12 protein-coding genes and 1 pseudogene are annotated in these 14,518 nt (G+C 71.1%); 4 read left to right on the forward strand and 9 right to left on the reverse strand.

The genetic code is table 11. From position 1 onward, the window contains the following. Positions 1 to 625: 625 nt before the first annotated feature. On the reverse strand, positions 626 to 2,509 hold the full coding sequence (locus tag ACZ7P3_RS12505) for an RICIN domain-containing protein (protein WP_472080867.1): 1,884 nt from the start codon (positions 2,507 to 2,509) through the stop codon (positions 626 to 628). Between the two features lie 524 nt (positions 2,510 to 3,033). On the opposite strand from ACZ7P3_RS12505, the gene galU reads away from it, so the two are divergent. Further along, entirely contained in the window at positions 3,034 to 3,987 is a 954-nt protein-coding gene (gene galU / locus ACZ7P3_RS12510) for a UTP--glucose-1-phosphate uridylyltransferase GalU (protein WP_472080868.1), read from the forward strand. A gap of 227 nt (positions 3,988 to 4,214) precedes the next feature. Here the strand turns inward: galU and ACZ7P3_RS12515 are convergent, their stop codons facing one another. After that, positions 4,215 to 4,673 carry a DUF4442 domain-containing protein gene (locus tag ACZ7P3_RS12515; protein ID WP_472080869.1) on the reverse strand — a complete coding sequence of 153 codons (459 nt, stop codon included), beginning with the start codon at positions 4,671 to 4,673 and terminating at the stop codon, positions 4,215 to 4,217. Positions 4,674 to 4,789: 116 nt separating this feature from the next. Between ACZ7P3_RS12515 and ACZ7P3_RS12520 the strand changes: the two genes are divergently transcribed. Beyond that, entirely contained in the window at positions 4,790 to 5,806 is a 1,017-nt protein-coding gene (locus tag ACZ7P3_RS12520; protein ID WP_472080870.1) for a DUF8017 domain-containing protein, read from the forward strand. Positions 5,807 to 5,930: 124 nt separating this feature from the next. Here the strand turns inward: ACZ7P3_RS12520 and ACZ7P3_RS12525 are convergent, their stop codons facing one another. From ACZ7P3_RS12525 to ACZ7P3_RS12535, 3 genes and pseudogenes are all read right to left on the reverse strand, one after another. After that, complete coding sequence (locus ACZ7P3_RS12525) at positions 5,931 to 6,236, reverse strand: hypothetical protein (protein ID WP_472080871.1); 306 nt, start codon at positions 6,234 to 6,236, stop codon at positions 5,931 to 5,933. 580 nt (positions 6,237 to 6,816) lie between these two features. Then, positions 6,817 to 7,470, reverse strand: a pseudogene (gene snpA, locus ACZ7P3_RS12530) (snapalysin); the annotation flags it as partial. Positions 7,471 to 7,968: 498 nt separating this feature from the next. After that, complete coding sequence (locus ACZ7P3_RS12535) at positions 7,969 to 8,760, reverse strand: hypothetical protein (protein WP_472080872.1); 792 nt, start codon at positions 8,758 to 8,760, stop codon at positions 7,969 to 7,971. Positions 8,761 to 9,499: 739 nt separating this feature from the next. On the opposite strand from ACZ7P3_RS12535, the gene ACZ7P3_RS12540 reads away from it, so the two are divergent. Continuing rightward, entirely contained in the window at positions 9,500 to 9,817 is a 318-nt protein-coding gene (locus ACZ7P3_RS12540; RefSeq protein ID WP_472080873.1) for a hypothetical protein, read from the forward strand. A gap of 80 nt (positions 9,818 to 9,897) precedes the next feature. Further along, the gene (locus ACZ7P3_RS12545; protein ID WP_472080874.1) at positions 9,898 to 10,935 is read left to right on the forward strand and encodes a tetratricopeptide repeat protein; all 1,038 of its coding nucleotides are present in this window, start codon (positions 9,898 to 9,900) and stop codon (positions 10,933 to 10,935) included. A gap of 53 nt (positions 10,936 to 10,988) precedes the next feature. Here the strand turns inward: ACZ7P3_RS12545 and ACZ7P3_RS12550 are convergent, their stop codons facing one another. The 4 genes from ACZ7P3_RS12550 to ACZ7P3_RS12565 all read right to left on the reverse strand — a co-directional run bounded on the left by ACZ7P3_RS12550 (position 10,989) and on the right by ACZ7P3_RS12565 (position 14,502). Then, entirely contained in the window at positions 10,989 to 11,834 is an 846-nt protein-coding gene (locus ACZ7P3_RS12550; protein WP_472080875.1) for a spermidine synthase, read from the reverse strand. 217 nt (positions 11,835 to 12,051) lie between these two features. Then, on the reverse strand, positions 12,052 to 13,245 hold the full coding sequence (gene tuf, locus ACZ7P3_RS12555) for an elongation factor Tu (protein WP_472080876.1): 1,194 nt from the start codon (positions 13,243 to 13,245) through the stop codon (positions 12,052 to 12,054). A gap of 268 nt (positions 13,246 to 13,513) precedes the next feature. Continuing rightward, the gene (locus ACZ7P3_RS12560; RefSeq protein WP_472080877.1) at positions 13,514 to 14,236 is read right to left on the reverse strand and encodes a DNA alkylation repair protein; all 723 of its coding nucleotides are present in this window, start codon (positions 14,234 to 14,236) and stop codon (positions 13,514 to 13,516) included. A gap of 86 nt (positions 14,237 to 14,322) precedes the next feature. Next, on the reverse strand, positions 14,323 to 14,502 hold the full coding sequence (locus ACZ7P3_RS12565; RefSeq protein WP_472080878.1) for a hypothetical protein: 180 nt from the start codon (positions 14,500 to 14,502) through the stop codon (positions 14,323 to 14,325). Positions 14,503 to 14,518: the final 16 nt, after the last annotated feature.

A 14,518-nucleotide genomic window follows, 5' to 3' on the forward strand; every position in this document is an offset into this window, starting at 1 on the left:
AAGACAGCACGGTGGGGGGTTTGTGCGGCGGCAAGGCTCTGGTACGGGGCCACCGGAACGTAGCGAGCTGTTACTCACGGGTCAATAACGATGCGACCCTTTTACCGACGGTGGCATCGATCCGGCCAGTCCGGCGAATTCCGCGCAAGCAATTGAAAATCCGATCAATCCCTGTGGGCACCCCGGCCGCACGGCGTTCCCTTACCTCTGCACGTATCTGTACAAGTCTGGCAAAACGCCCGGCATATTTACCGCTCACACACCCGGCGGCAACGCACCGGGACGCGAAAGCGACTCCCGTAAATTCCGCATGACTTCCGCCCGGTGGCTCGATCGCTGCACACCGCCGGCCGGCCGCCGAGGAGGTCAGGAACGGCGGACGAGATCCGAGACGTCGGGCAAGGACCGGACGGACGGCGGCATCCGGGACGGCGCCCGAGGGCCCGACAACGGGCGACTTCCGGAACGGCGGACAGGGGGCCGGACAACGGGCGACTTCCGGAACGGCGGGCAGGGGGCCGGACAACGGGCGACTTCCGGAACGGCGGGCAGGGGCCGGACAGCGGACGGCATTCCGGACGGCGCCCGAGGGCCACCCGTTCGTGGACCTCGGGCGCGGGCCGGGTCAGCCGAGCAGTGACCCCACGGCCGTCGGCACGGAGGCGAGGGTGCCGGTGACCGGGGACAGGAGTGCGCCCACGGGGTCGCGAGGAGCCGCGGGCCCGACCGGATCGGGGGCGTCGCCGGTGCCGACCTGGGCGATCCGGGGCCGGTACCCCTGCTCCCGCCCGGGCTCCCCGGCTCCGGGTGCCGGCTTGTCGTGCGGGGCGCCCCGGCCCGGCCGCCCGGCGGACCCCTGCGAGGGCTCGGGCCGCGCCGGACCCGGTGCGGCCGGCCCGGTGGAGCCGTGCGGCACCGCGGCCGCTTCCGGCTCCAGGACCCATCGCTGCCCGCCGGACCCGTCGCGGGCCGCCACCACCACGCGGGCCGAGGACTTCCCGGGTCCCGGCACAAGGGCGAGGCCCTCGGGCCGGCGGAGCAGGAGTTCACCGCGGACGGTGAGGTCGTACGCCACTTCTCCGGCGTGCACCACACAGCCGGACACCACGACACTGCGTGTCCCGGGGTCGGCCGCCAGACACAGGGCGGGGTCGGCGGCACTGCGCAGCAGCCCGTCGTCCTGGTACGACCACTGCTGCGAGCCGGCCGACGAACACGTGGCCAGCAGGACACCGGCGCCCGCCTCGACCCTGCCCCCGGGCACGTCCATACAGCGCCCGGAGGCGAGACTGCGCAGCCGGCCGTGGGCGACCTCGACGGGCCGGCCGGCCGAGGCGTCGGCCCCGGAGACGGCCACGGACCGCTCGCCGGTGGCGCCGGTGGTACTGCCGGTGGCGCTGCCGGTGGGACCCGTGACACCCGTGACACCCGCGGTGCCCGTGGTGCCGGGGCGGGTGGATCGGCCGGCCGGGGCACCCCAGGTGGCGCGGGGTCCGGGGACACCGTTGTCATCGGACCATCCCTTGGCCACGAGCACGGTGGCGAGCAGCGCGAGGGCGGTGAGGCCGACGCCGACCGCCAGGGCCGTACGGTGTCCGCCCTCGGACGCCGTTCGGTGCCGGCCACCCGTCGCCGGGGGTACCGCCCGGGGCCCGGGCGGCCGGTCCTCGACGGCACCGCGGCCGGGGCGGGAGTCGAGGTAGCGGCGGGCGCCCCAGCCGAGCACGGTCTCGGCGAGCAGGACGTCCAGACCGCCCTCGAAACAGGCGAGCTGCTCCGCGGCGTACCGGCAGTGACGACAGGCCGTCAGATGGTGTTGCACATCCGGGAGCAGAGAGCCGCCACGGCGAATGGGAACGTCCAGGAGGCGGTTGTGGAAGCGGCATTCACTGGAGGGCGCGAGTTCACGGTGGGCCCGTACGCAGCCCGTCCGGAATTGCTCACGGGCCCGCTCGAGGGCGGCCGCCGCGGTGACCCCGTCGATACCCAGCAGACCAGCGGGTATGTATATGGGTTCCGCCTCGACCTCGGCATGCCACAGAAGACATTGGGAGGCGCCCGGCAGAGCCTGGAATGCGCGTTCGGCGAGTTGCCGCCTTTCGGGCGTGCCGGGCATCGCCGCGCGTAGACCGCGGCCGCCGGTGGGTTTGCGCAATTCCGGTATGACGACGCATGCCGCGTCGTCGGCGGCCCAGAGGCGGACCGTCTCCCGGACGGCCACGAGGAGCTGCGGGCGCAGGGCGCCGCCGGCCGCCCCGCCGCCCGGCCGGCCGAGCACCCGTTGGAAGGCGGCGGAGGCCACCAGCTGCGCCGAAGGCCCTGCGGCGGCCAGACAGACGACCGCGTAGTCGCGTGTGGCCCGCCAGTGCCGGGCCAGCAGCAGGGCCACGGCGTGATGGCGGGCGTCGTCCGGGCCGCCCAGCTGGGCGGCGAGATTGCGGTCGGACTCCCCCGGCAGCGAACCGGGGTGGGGCGGGAACGGTGGGCGTGGGGGGTAGGGGGACTGCACGGAACCATTTCCTTTCCAGCCGCAGGACGGCATGCGAAAGGCGTCCTGTCGGAAAGCAGCGCCTGATTGGTGCATACCTAATGGGCCGGCCTTGGCGTTTCGGTCGTGGCCTTTGCCCTCCCATGGGGAGGCTCACCTTCGCACACGTGCCTCACGGGAAACAAGAAGTTCGAATGACTGGACTTCAGAATCGAGGAAATGCACACCAGTTACCGCCGGTATCCACACGTCATGCGAAGCGGGGGCCGCGCCACGGCTTCCGCACCGTGCCACGAAAACCCGGCGGCACACGAGATCTCCGGCCTTCCGGCGACCGCCGAATGACGGGCGACGGGCGACGGGCGACGGGCGACGGGCGACGGGCGACGGGCGACGGGCGACGGGCGACGGGCGACGGGCGACGGGCGACGAGCAACGAGCAACGAGCAACGAGCAACGGGCGACTGGCGCACGAGGGCCACCCCCACAGCCGGTTCCCACGCTGCTCCGGGCGCACTCTCATCCGCGTGCCGCAGCATGGCCGCATGATCGCCCCCCACTCCACAGCGGCCCCCCGTTCTCCCCGTCCGGTGCGCAAGGCGGTCGTCCCGGCCGCCGGACTCGGCACCCGGTTCCTGCCCGCGACCAAGGCGACGCCGAAGGAGATGCTTCCGGTGGTCGACAAGCCGGCCATCCAGTACGTCGTCGAGGAGGCCGCCGCGGCCGGCCTCGACGACATCCTGATGGTGACCGGCCGCCACAAGCGGGCCATCGAGGACCACTTCGACCACGCCTTCGAGCTGGAACAGGCGCTCGCGGCCAAGGGCGACACCGTGCGCCTGGACGCCGTACGCGACCCCGCACGGCTCGCCGACATCCACCACATCCGCCAGGGCGACCCGCTGGGTCTCGGCCACGCCGTCCTCTGCGCCCGTCACCACGTCGGGAACCAGCCGTTCGCCGTCCTGCTCGGCGACGACCTGATCGACCCGCGCGAGACCCTGCTCAGCCGCATGCTGGAGGTCCGCGAGCGGTACGCGGGCAGCGTGGTCGCGCTGATGGAGGTCGACCCCGCACAGATCCATCTCTACGGCTGTGCCGCGGTGGAACCCAACGGCGAGGACGGGGTGGTACGCGTCACCGGTCTGGTGGAGAAGCCGTCGGCGCGGTCGGCACCGAGCCGCTGCGCGGTCATCGGCCGCTATGTCCTCGACCCCGCCGTCTTCGACGTCCTGGAACGCACTCCGCCCGGGCGCGGCGGCGAGATCCAGCTGACCGACGCCCTACAGGATCTGGCCGCGGCGGGCACGGTGCACGGGGTCGTCTTCGACGGCCTGCGCTACGACACCGGCGACAAGGCGGACTATTTGCGGACGGTGGTCCGCCTGGCCTGCGCCCGCCCGGATCTCGGCCCCGAATTCACCGGCTGGCTCAGGGAGTTCGTGGCAGGCCTGGAGGACGGCGGGGCACAGGGGCGGGGCCGGCGCCGGGCCGCTTGAGGCCGCGCGGCAAAGCCGGGCGACGCGACAGGCGCCGCCGGACCGACACGACATACGCCGGCGCAGCAGGCGCCGCCGGACCGACGCAGAAGACGCAGCGGACCGACGCACCAAGCGCCGCCGGGCCGACGCAGTAGACGCTGCCGAGCCGGCGCAGCAAGCACCGGGCCGCCCGGGGCGGCGCAGTAAAAGAGGGGCCCGGCCGGGCCCCTCTCCCAAGTGCTGCGTCAGTCCTTACTGTTGGGCCGCAGCGTCCACAGGACCTGCATCTCGCCCGTGACCGCTCCGTCCGCGCGCCGGATCTCGATCGACACCGGGAACTCGGGGCGCTGCCCCGCGTCCAGTTCGGCGACGACGTCGGCGGCCGGGCGGCCCAGGGTCGCGGTCGCGGTGACGGCGCCCATCGCCAGCTTCTTGTAACCGATCTCGGCCCGCACGGCGAGCGGCACGGCACGCGAGAGCTGGTCCCCGAACGCGGCGAGGACGATGGCACCGCTGGCCGACTCCCCGAGCGTGAACATCGCACCGGCGTGCGGGCCGCCCACGTGGTTGTGGTACTCGCCCTGGTCCGGCAGGGACACCACGGCCTTCTCCGGAGAGGTCTCCAGGAATTCCAGGTTCAGCGTCCGGGCCATGGGCACGGTGGCGGCGAGCATCTCGCCGATCGACATCTGGTCTGCGCTCATGGCCACCATGTTACTCACGAGTAGCAGGGTCTGGCCAGGGCGAACCCCGCTTCGCTACAGCCCCGGGAAGGGGTGGTGACCGAATCGTGTCCCTGGCGCCGCTAGGGTGGGCGCCCATGTGGCCAGGACAGCAGCCGCCCGGGGGCGAGCAGAACCCGCAGAACAACCCGTACCAGCAGCCGGGGTACCAGCAGCCGAATCCGTACCAGCAGCCCGGCTACCAACAGACCGGCCCCTATGCGCAGCAGCCGCAGTGGGGCACTCCGGCCCCCGCGGGCGCCCCGCAGCCCGCGCCGGGCGGCGGTGGCGGTGGCGGTGGCGGTGGCGGGAACCGGACGAAGCTCGTCGCGATCGTGGCGGCCGCGGCCGTGGTGGTGGCTGCCGGCGTGACCGGGTTCCTGGTACTGGGCAACAAGGACAAGAAGGACGAGGCGAACAAGCCGAGCAGCCCGGCCACATCGTCGCCCTCCACCGCGAGCCCGTCGGCGTCGGGCTCGGACGACAACCCGCGCGGCAACGAGACCGAGAAGCCGACGATCGCCGGCTGGAAGGTCGTGGTGAACCCCAAGTACGGCACGGCTTTCGACGTACCGCCCGACTGGGAGGTGGAGCGGCCCGGCACCTTCAGCTTCTTCGAGGACAAGAAGAAGGGCGACGGGTCGGCGTACATCGGCTTCTCCAGCCCCTCGTTCCTGAAGCCTGGCTACTGCAGCGCCGAGGACAACGGCTCGAAGGAGTCCTACGAGCTCGCGGGCAGCGGCACGAAGGGCGAGAACGGCGGCAAGGACACGGCCAGCATCGCCCGCGGCGACGCGGCCGCCTTCGTGTTCGGCGGATACACCGACCAGTCGGACGCCGCCAAGAAGTACCTCCGGATCGGCAAGGCGAAGCCCTTCACGGCGGCGTCCGGCCTCAAGGGCAGCGTCGCGACGTCGTACGTCGTCGGTGCACCGAAGAAGAACAAGTGCTCCACCGACGGCAAGGCCACCACGTTCGCCTTCAAGGACTCCACCGGCGACTTCGTCTCGTGGTCGCTCTACGGCGTCAAGGGCGTCAAGGACGAACTGTCCGACGCGACCATCCAGAAGATCCTCGGCACGGTCCGGCTGCACGGCGACCCGACCGTGGAATGAGCGGACAGCGGTCCCGGCCCGCCGGAACGCGGGCCGGGACCGGGAGCGTCAGGAGTCCTGACAAGCGTGTGGCGCCACCCGCCCGTCGAACGGGGCGGGCAGCGCCACACTGCGCACCGGATGCTTATCCGGGGAACGGCTTGCTCGCGTCCCGCTCGGACTCGATGCAACGGTTGAGCTTCTTCTGGATGGCGGCCGCGTCGTCGAGCGCCTTCCTGGCCGCCGCGGGCTCCCCCAGCTGCTTCAGCTTCGCCGCCTTGCTCTTGAGGCTGGCGATCTGCTGGCGCATCTGGCTCTGGTTGCACGTGATGGCGGCCTTCGAGACCACGCCCTGGCCGGCCGTCGCGGCGGCGTGAGCGGGCACGGACGTGATGAAGAAGCCTCCGGCGACGGCCACGGAGGCGGCCAGGACGGAAAGACGCTTGTTCATGAGTTGTTTCCCCCTGATAGGGCCCTAGTTGGTTGAAGTGGATCTTACAAGCCTCCAGAACCGGCCAGTAACAGACCCCGCCACCCGCCAACTTGACCCGCACCACACGGCGTGGCGCAGGCGAAGTTGGCCGCTGATGGTCGTCCGCCAACCGAGTGCGGCATCGACCCACGCCTTTCGGAAGGTCACATTCATCAAGGTGTTGCGCCATGGCCTGAAGACGCCCACGGAGCTGTCCGTGTTGCGCCATCGCCCCGAAAACGCCCACGGAGCCGTCCGGTCAGGGCCGCTTCGTTGCCTCGTTCAGCATGAGGGGGCGTCAGGTGATCCGGATGTCCCGGTGGTTGTCGGTCGTGGCGGGGTCCTTGGCAGTGTTCGGACCGTGCGTACTGCTGGGTGATCTGCTGTTGCCGTGGGATCAGCCGACACGGATCACGACGGGTGCGGGTGCGGGTGCGGGTGCCGGCGCGGTGATCGAGGGCGCGCTGGGGGTCTGGGCATCGCCCCCGCTCGGCTCCCCGCCCTGACCGGCGGCACCACCTGCGATCGGGCCGGTGCTTTCGGGTGATGCCGTGCCCGGGGCCTGCGCGGGTCCGGCGGCCCACAGCTGGTCGACGCGCGAGCGCTCGGTGGCGTCCGGGTAGCGGTTGGTGCAGGACGGGCCGGCGCCGCCGCCCGACATCAGCTCACTGCACGGCCCGCTGTAGTCGTCCTGCAGGCCCAGGACGTGCCCGGTCTCGTGGGTGACGACGCGGACCGAGTCGTACTGCTGGTTCTGGGTGTAGTCGAGGAAGACGTAGCCACTTCCGTGGCCGTCGGTGGAGGCGTACGACCCGCGCGGGTCGTTGCCCTCACGGTAGGAGAAGTCGGCACCGCTCGACGCCTCCTGGAGTTTGACGTTGGACTCGGAGCTGTTCCAGATCGAGGCCGCGCTCGCTATCTGCGAACGGAAGCTCGGCGCCTGGGAGGCGTTGTAGGAGACGGTCACCGCCTGCGCGTCGGGCTGGGCGGCGCGCTTCTCGGCGACCGACTTGAGCACGGCCTCGAAGAACGCCTTGTTGCTCGCGGCCTCCTCGGCCGACCCGTCGTACCGCGCCACGGACGCAGCGGCGGAAGCGGACGGGGTGGCGGCCGGCCGGGCGCTGGCCGGCACCGCCGCGCCCAGCGCGCTGGAGGCCAGACCCAGGCCGAGAGCAAGGGCGAGGAGTCTCGGGGACGTACGGGACGACTTCATGTGGGGGGCTCCTACTCACTCGGTGACGCCGAGCGCCCGGTACGCAGTCGACTCTGCGTGAACACCGGTTCCGAGCTGCGGCGACGTCCTGTGGGGCGCCATTCTTAGAACGGCTCGACAGGGAGCGCAAAGGGTCCCACCACTACGTCGCCTCGTAGGTCCCGGGACCTCGCCAGGGCGGTGCACGGGCCTCCGGTCCGCGCATGACGGCAGGAGGGAAAGCTGTCGCGGCGTCAGTAGCCTTACGACACAGGGCAATGAGCGTGCGGGCCGGCCGAGGGATTCCCGGGACGCGCGATGGGATTCACATCCGGGTCAAGACGGACAAATACTCAGATGTCTTCCATGCCGTATCTACTAAGTGCGCCGGATGATTGACGGAGCACTGTGACCGACGTCATAAGCTCTGGACTTTCGCTTCTTGCGCGCTCCACGGGCCCCGGCTCGCCCCCCTCAGGGAGTCACCCTCGGCGCCGGGCGGCACCCCTCACCGCTGAGCTATCCATCAAAGTGAACGTCCGCTGCCGGCGTGCCGAGTCCGCCGAAGCCGGTGTCTCCCGCGGCCGGATCGCCAAGATCCGACGAGCCCACGTGCCCTCCGGGATGGCCGCCGTCGAATCCCAGCGCACCGAACTCGCTTCCTGCGCAGGTGTGGGTCTCGCCGGGAGTGCTCGATGGAACCTGGCCGGTCGAGGGTGTGCCGGATCCTCCGTCGTGGCTCGGCGGAAGATCACGGGTATCGTGCGGTCCGGGCGTGTGGTTCGAGGCCCCTGTTTCCGTGTCGTGCGTCAGCCCCGATGCGCCGAATTGGTCGGCGATGCCGGCTCCATGTGCGCCGAAGTTTCCACCGGCCGGCCAGACATGCGAATCGGTGGTGAGGGTTCCTTCCTGATGGCGCTGATCCGGGAAATCCTGATTCGTAGTGCCGGCGGACTTCTCTATGGTGGACTTGGTGCCGTCCTCGCTGTGCCACCACCCTGAACCCCCGGGAACACCTGGCACTCCCCCAGGAGCTCCGGAAGGGGCAGGATGCGGCGGTGCAGACGGTGCCGGGCTGGTTTCGATTCGCCACAGCGACGGATCCAGGAAGGGATCGTCCACGACTGCCGAACCACTGTGGCCATGGGTGTCGTGATGACTGGTTCCGTCCGCCTGGTGAGGTTTCGCGACGTGCTCGTCGCGTGTCTGCGCAAACGCTTTGTCTGGCTCCTTGACCGGTGCCGCCGGGGACTTTTCCGGATGGCTGGTCGGCGTCAGCTCCGGCTCGGGATGTTTCTCGGATTCTTTCATTTCGAGGGGTTTCCCTCCGAAGGACGGCACTGCTGGGTCGATTCATGACGGTCTGCGAGACGCCGATCGACCTGCCGTCTCGTCAGCGGTTCCTCCGACGGTACAGTGACGGGATTCTTCATGGGCGAGATTGCGGATTCGTCCACGAGAATCATTTCCCTGACACCGCCGATCATGCATGTGTGGTCATTGCGCAACCAGGGCGATTCACGATTCATGTGTCATGACGAGTGATGAAGCGGAGATTTGATACAGGTGTGGAAATAGCGCCTGTGGATGCTTTCCGCGGCGAAGGACTCGGCAATTCACAGAAAGGGGGGTCTTTCATGGAACGTGTCGCCGAGGACGGGGGCGCAACCACATGAACCCGGTGCGCTGGCGCGCCCCCGTGCGCCGATGGCTGACATGGGCCGGGTGGCGCGATGATGCCGCCTGCGGCGGGCGAGCGCCATCGCGGGCGGCATGCGCGGTCAACGGGGGCGACATGGCGAACGGAACGGGGCCGGCACCCGGAGGCGGGTCGGTTGCGGGCGCGCGCACTGTGCTCTCCTGGCCGGGTCTGCTGGTGTGCGGAGTCGGCGTGGCGCTTCTCGCGGCGGAAGTGGAGAACGGTTTCAGACATGGCGACGGGCCGTTGTGGCCGTCCTCCGCGAGTGCGTCCGTACCCTGGCTCGATGCGGCCCTGAGCGGAGAGGGGCCGCCCTGGCCGGAGGAGACGGCTCCGCCGGCATGGGCCGACATGGCGATCACCGGCCTCTTCGCCCTCGACATCGGCCTCATCCACGGTCACCGAGTGATGCGGCCGGGCCCGCGTGCTCTGTGGGGCAGAGCGGTCCACACCCTGTCCCAGGCCGTGATCGCCGTCGGCTTCATCAGATTCGTGCACTTCGGCACGTGGGCCGGTCGCCCACGCCCCGCCGGTTCACCACCGATCGACAACACACCGCTCTTCGTGGCCTTCGCGGTGTTCATCGCGGGCGGAGTCGTCGGGCTCGTCGGGTACGGCCTCTGCGGAATCATGCCGCGGATCCGGGCCGGAGCCGACGTCACCACATGACGCGCGACGCGGGGCGCCCAGCCGCGTGAGATCCGGAACAACAGACGAGACACACAGACGGAACACCAAGGGGGCGCGGAATGAGCGGGGACGGATCACTGTCCGGCGGGACGTCGGGAGAGGCCTCGTCGTTGTACCAGGAGGCGAGCGTCCTGCACCGCCGGGGGCGGCCCGACGAGGCGCTGCCTCTGCTGGAGCGCCTGCTGCGTCAGGAACCTGACGACGTGGCAGCCCGCTTCGCACTCGCGGTGTGTCTCACCGACCTCGGACGGACGCCCGAGGCACAGGCGAGCCTTCGACGCGTCTTGGACTCCGACCCGCGCCATCACCTGGCCGCCTACCGGCTCGGCCGCCTGCTGCAGGCCGACGGCGATCCCGCCGGGGCCGCAGACGCGTACCGGCGAGTCCTGGCCGTCAGCGACTTCCAGGACGCGCGGGCGCGGCTGCAGCAGTGCGAAGGCGCCCCCGCCGGTCCTCCACCACCGCTGCCGCCCGCGGTGCCCGGCCCTTCAGTCGGCGGGGCCCCGCTGGTCGGCCCCGCGCTCGCTCCAGGGCCGCCCACGCTGCGCGCGCGGGTCGACTCCCATCGCGTGGCGGACCGTGGCCAGGTCGTGACGTCGGTCAACCTCAAGGTCCGCCATCTCCTGCCCCCGCTGCTGGGCTATTTGCTGGTCGCCGTGGTGCTCGCGGTGCTGGTGCCCGTCATCGGCAGGCGTGTCGATGCCCCCGAAGCCATGTGGTTGCTCGCGGTGCTCGCGGTCGTGGTGGCCGTGGCCCAGGTCGTCGCCTTCCCGGTCGTCGCCTATGTGAAATCACGAACCAACGGAGCGGACTTCTACGAGTACGGCGTCGACGTGAAGTCCGGGTTCGTGCGGCGGAGGGTGCAGTTCATCTGGTACTACCAGATCACCGAGTCGCCCAGCTACGTACGGACGTTGGGTACGTACCTCACCAACACGGCTTCGCTGGGCGTGCGTTACAACGAGGCAGGCGCCGCGACCACCGAGTACGTCGAACTGGCGGGCATCGGCACACCGGACGAAGTGCGCGTGCTCGCACGGTACGTGGAGTCCCGGATCTTCCCCGAGCGCCACGTCATCCGCGGGCCTTGGACCTGACCGCTGCCGGTTCCGGGTTCGGCTCACATCCACCGAGGGCGGCTGCGCTCCCCTCAGCCGATGCCGAAAGCCCCGTCGGGGGGCTCGGGTGAGGGCACGGCGTCGGCGTCGTGGACCGTCCGGGCCCCGCCGATGAAGTCCCTGAGCGCAGGCCCGTGTTCGACCCGGGCGGGGAAGACGTCGGCGGCGGTACGACGGGCCAGGGCGGCGGTGTCGACAGGGCGGTGCGAGGCGACGAGCACCGCGTTGCCGAACCGCCTGCCGCGCAGCACACCCGGTTCGGCGACCAGCACCAGCTCCTCGAACACGGCCGCGAAATTGGCCAGTTGGGAGCGCAGGAAGGCGAACGGCGCCGCGTCGGCGAGGTTGGCCAGATAGACCCCGTCGGGACGCAGCACCCGCTCGGCCTCGCGGACGTAGGCGAGGGAGGTGAGGTGGGCCGGAACGCGTGAGCCGCCGAACACGTCGGCGATCAGCACGTCGGCCGAATCCTCAGGAGCGGCCTCCAGCCAGGCCCGGGCGTCGGCCGCGTGCAGGGTGACACCCGCGCCCTCGGCGAGCGGCAGACACTCGACGACCAGTTCCAGCAGGGCGCGGTCGGCCTCGACGACGTCCTGCCGGGAGCCGGGCCGGGTGGCGGCCACATAGCGGGGCAGCGTCAGTGCCCCTCCCCCGAGGTGCAGCACCTGCAGCGGCCGCCCCGCTTCGGCGGCGGTGTCCAGGACATACCCGAGGCGCCGTACGTACTCGAACTCCAGATGCGCGGGGTCGTCCAGATCGACGTAGGACTGCGGCGCCCCGTCGACGGTGAGCAGCCAGGCCCGCTCCCGGTCGACGTCGGGCATCAGCTTGGCGGTGCCGTGATCGACGGCCCTGGTCACGGGTATGGCTTCACTCACGAGACCATTGTCACCGGTGCCCGACGCCCGTGGGCGCAAGGCCCGCCCGGGGGCACGGGGAACCGCGCGACCGGCCACAACCGGCCCGCAGTCCCCCGCACACCTCAGCCCCTGCGGGCCTGCGGGCCTACAGACCGTCGGACCTGCCGGCCTGCCGCCCCACCGACCCGCCGGCTGTCGGCTGCCGGCTGCCGGCTGCCGGCTGCCGGCTGCCGGCCTACGGTCCGACGGAGACGACCGTCCCGGCCCCCACGGTCCGCCCACCCTCACGGATGGCGAACCCGAGCCCCGGCTCCAACGGCACCTCCCGCCCCAGCTCGACGGTCATCTCGACCGTCTCGCCGGGCCGCACGACCCCCGCCTCCCCGAGGTCGACGTCGCCGACCACATCCGCCGTACGGATGTAGAACTGCGGCCGGTACCCCGTGGACACCGGCGTCGTACGGCCGCCCTCACTCGCCGACAGCACGTACACGCGCGCCGAGAACCGCCGGCTGGGCACCACGCTCCCCGGGGCCGCCACGACATGCCCGCGCCGCACCGCGTCCCGCGGCACCCCGCGCAGCAGCACCGCCACGTTGTCCCCGGCCTGTGCCTCCTGCATCGGCTTGCCGAACGTCTCCAGCCCGGTGACGACGCTCTCCACGTCGGCGCCGAGCACCGCCACCCGGTCCCCCAGGCGGAGCGTCCCGCGCTCCACGGCGCCCGTGACGACCGTGCCCCGCCCGGTGATGGTGAGCACGTTCTCCACCGGCAGCAGGAACGGCGCGTCCAGGTACCGCTCGGGCATGGGCACATAGGTGTCGACCGCGTCGAGCAGCGCCTCGACGGAGGCCGTCCAGCGCGGGTCGCCCTCCAGGGCCTTCAGCCCGGAGACGCGGACCACGGGTACGGCGTCGCCCGGATACCCCTGCGCGGTGAGCAGTTCGCGTACCTCCAGCTCGACCAGGTCGGCCAGCACGGCGTCCTCGCCGTCGTCGACGGCGTCGGCCTTGTTGAGGGCGACGACGATGTGGTCGACGCCCACCTGACGGGCGAGCAGCACGTGCTCGGCCGTCTGCGGCATGATCCCGTCGAGCGCGGAGACGACCAGGATCGCCCCGTCGAGCTGCGCCGCGCCGGTGACCATGTTCTTGACGTAGTCGGCGTGGCCCGGCATGTCGACATGGGCGTAGTGCCGGGTGTCGGTCTCGTACTCGACGTGCGCGATGTTGATGGTGATGCCGCGGGCGGCCTCCTCCGGGGCCCGGTCGATGCGGTCGAACGAGACGTAGCGGGTGGTGCCGCCGGTGCCGCGCTCGGCCAGGACCTTGGTGATCGCGGCGGTCAGGGTGGTCTTGCCGTGGTCGACGTGGCCCATGGTGCCGATGTTCAGGTGCGGCTTGGTGCGCACGTATGCCGTTTTGGACATGGCTGTACCTCGAAGCCTCTCAGCCGTGAGAAGAATGCGGGACCCCAGGGACCGGCCGACCCTCCCCCTGCGGGGTCCGCCGGACGTTCCGGAGAGGGTCAGCTTCGGGCGCCGTCCGCAGCGGCCACGAGGATCGGGACGGCAGCCTTCGGGTCATCCGCGACGGCGGATGCTGCGAGGAGGAAGGCGTACCGGAACATGACGACGATCATCGCCGACGGTTTGTCCGGCGTCGAATGGTTTTTCGCGGTACGCGCGTCAACGGCCGTCAGGGGCCGATGTTCTTCAGCGCCTCGCGGACCGTCAGCGGGGCGAACCGGCCCCGCTCCCGTTCCAGGAAGGCACGTACGGCCTCGGGATCGGTCTTGGCGTACTCGCGCAGGGCCCAGCCGATGGCCTTGCGGATGAAGAAGCCGGGGTGCCCGGACTGGAGCAGGCAGTAGGCGAACAGCCGCTCGGTGTCGGTGCGTTCCCTGTGGCGGAGCTGGTGCAGCAGGGCCGTACGCGCCACCCAGAGGTCGTCGTCGGTGATCCAGGCGTCCATGTCGGCCCTGAGGCCGGGGTCGGCCGCGACCAGGGTGCCCACGACATGGGCGGCGAGCAGGTCGACGGTGTCCCACCAGGGGGCGGTGGTGAGGAGGTGCCGGACGACGGGCAGGAACGCGGACGAGCAGCGGGCCGCGTGACGGCGCAGGTAGTCAACGGCGAAGTAGTGGTACTCGCGCTCGGGCAGCCGCCAGCAGCGCAGGGCGATCGCGGTGCAGTCGGCCTCGTCGGGGCGGCCTGTGCCGGCCAGGACCGTGCGCGACAGGGCGCGCCGGTCCGGGGTGGGAATGCCGAGGAAGGGGGCCACGTCCTTCATGTACGCCCGCATCGGGACGGCCCGCTCGGGGTCGGCGGCGGCTGCGTACACGGCGGTCAGCCGCTCCAGCACGGCATCGGCGAGGGCGCTGCGCGGCACGTCCGGCGGGGCCGCACCTGTGACGGTCATGGGACGAACGATACGGCGATCGCACACCTTCGCCGGCCCGGCCTCAGGGAACCGGGTCACCGGAACGGCGTCACCGGAGCCCGGCCTCAGGCCGCCTCGATGACCGCCCCGCGGATGGCCTGCGCCCACTCGACCACCAACAGCTCGTACTCCGCGCGCTCCTGGGCCGACAGGGTGCCGCCCGCACGCAGCCACAGCGCCCGGATCTGCTCGTTCACCTCGGCAGCAGACCGCACGGAACCAGGAGGCAGGAAATCGGGGGACATGCGGACCAGCCTAGGG

It is taken from the genome of Streptomyces sp. NPDC107581, from assembly GCF_055657175.1.

Coding starts and splice junctions, on each gene's coding strand:
- galU (WP_472080868.1), top strand. CDS start 3,034: ATGATCGCCCCCCACTCCACAGCGGCCCCCCGTTCTCCCCGTCCGGTG.
- ACZ7P3_RS12515 (WP_472080869.1), bottom strand. CDS start 4,673: ATGAGCGCAGACCAGATGTCGATCGGCGAGATGCTCGCCGCCACCGTG.
- ACZ7P3_RS12520 (WP_472080870.1), top strand. CDS start 4,790: ATGTGGCCAGGACAGCAGCCGCCCGGGGGCGAGCAGAACCCGCAGAAC.
- ACZ7P3_RS12525 (WP_472080871.1), bottom strand. CDS start 6,236: ATGAACAAGCGTCTTTCCGTCCTGGCCGCCTCCGTGGCCGTCGCCGGA.
- ACZ7P3_RS12535 (WP_472080872.1), bottom strand. CDS start 8,760: ATGAAAGAATCCGAGAAACATCCCGAGCCGGAGCTGACGCCGACCAGC.
- ACZ7P3_RS12540 (WP_472080873.1), top strand. CDS start 9,500: ATGGCGATCACCGGCCTCTTCGCCCTCGACATCGGCCTCATCCACGGT.
- ACZ7P3_RS12545 (WP_472080874.1), top strand. CDS start 9,898: ATGAGCGGGGACGGATCACTGTCCGGCGGGACGTCGGGAGAGGCCTCG.
- tuf (WP_472080876.1), bottom strand. CDS start 13,245: ATGTCCAAAACGGCATACGTGCGCACCAAGCCGCACCTGAACATCGGC.
- ACZ7P3_RS12560 (WP_472080877.1), bottom strand. CDS start 14,236: ATGACCGTCACAGGTGCGGCCCCGCCGGACGTGCCGCGCAGCGCCCTC.
- ACZ7P3_RS12565 (WP_472080878.1), bottom strand. CDS start 14,502: ATGTCCCCCGATTTCCTGCCTCCTGGTTCCGTGCGGTCTGCTGCCGAG.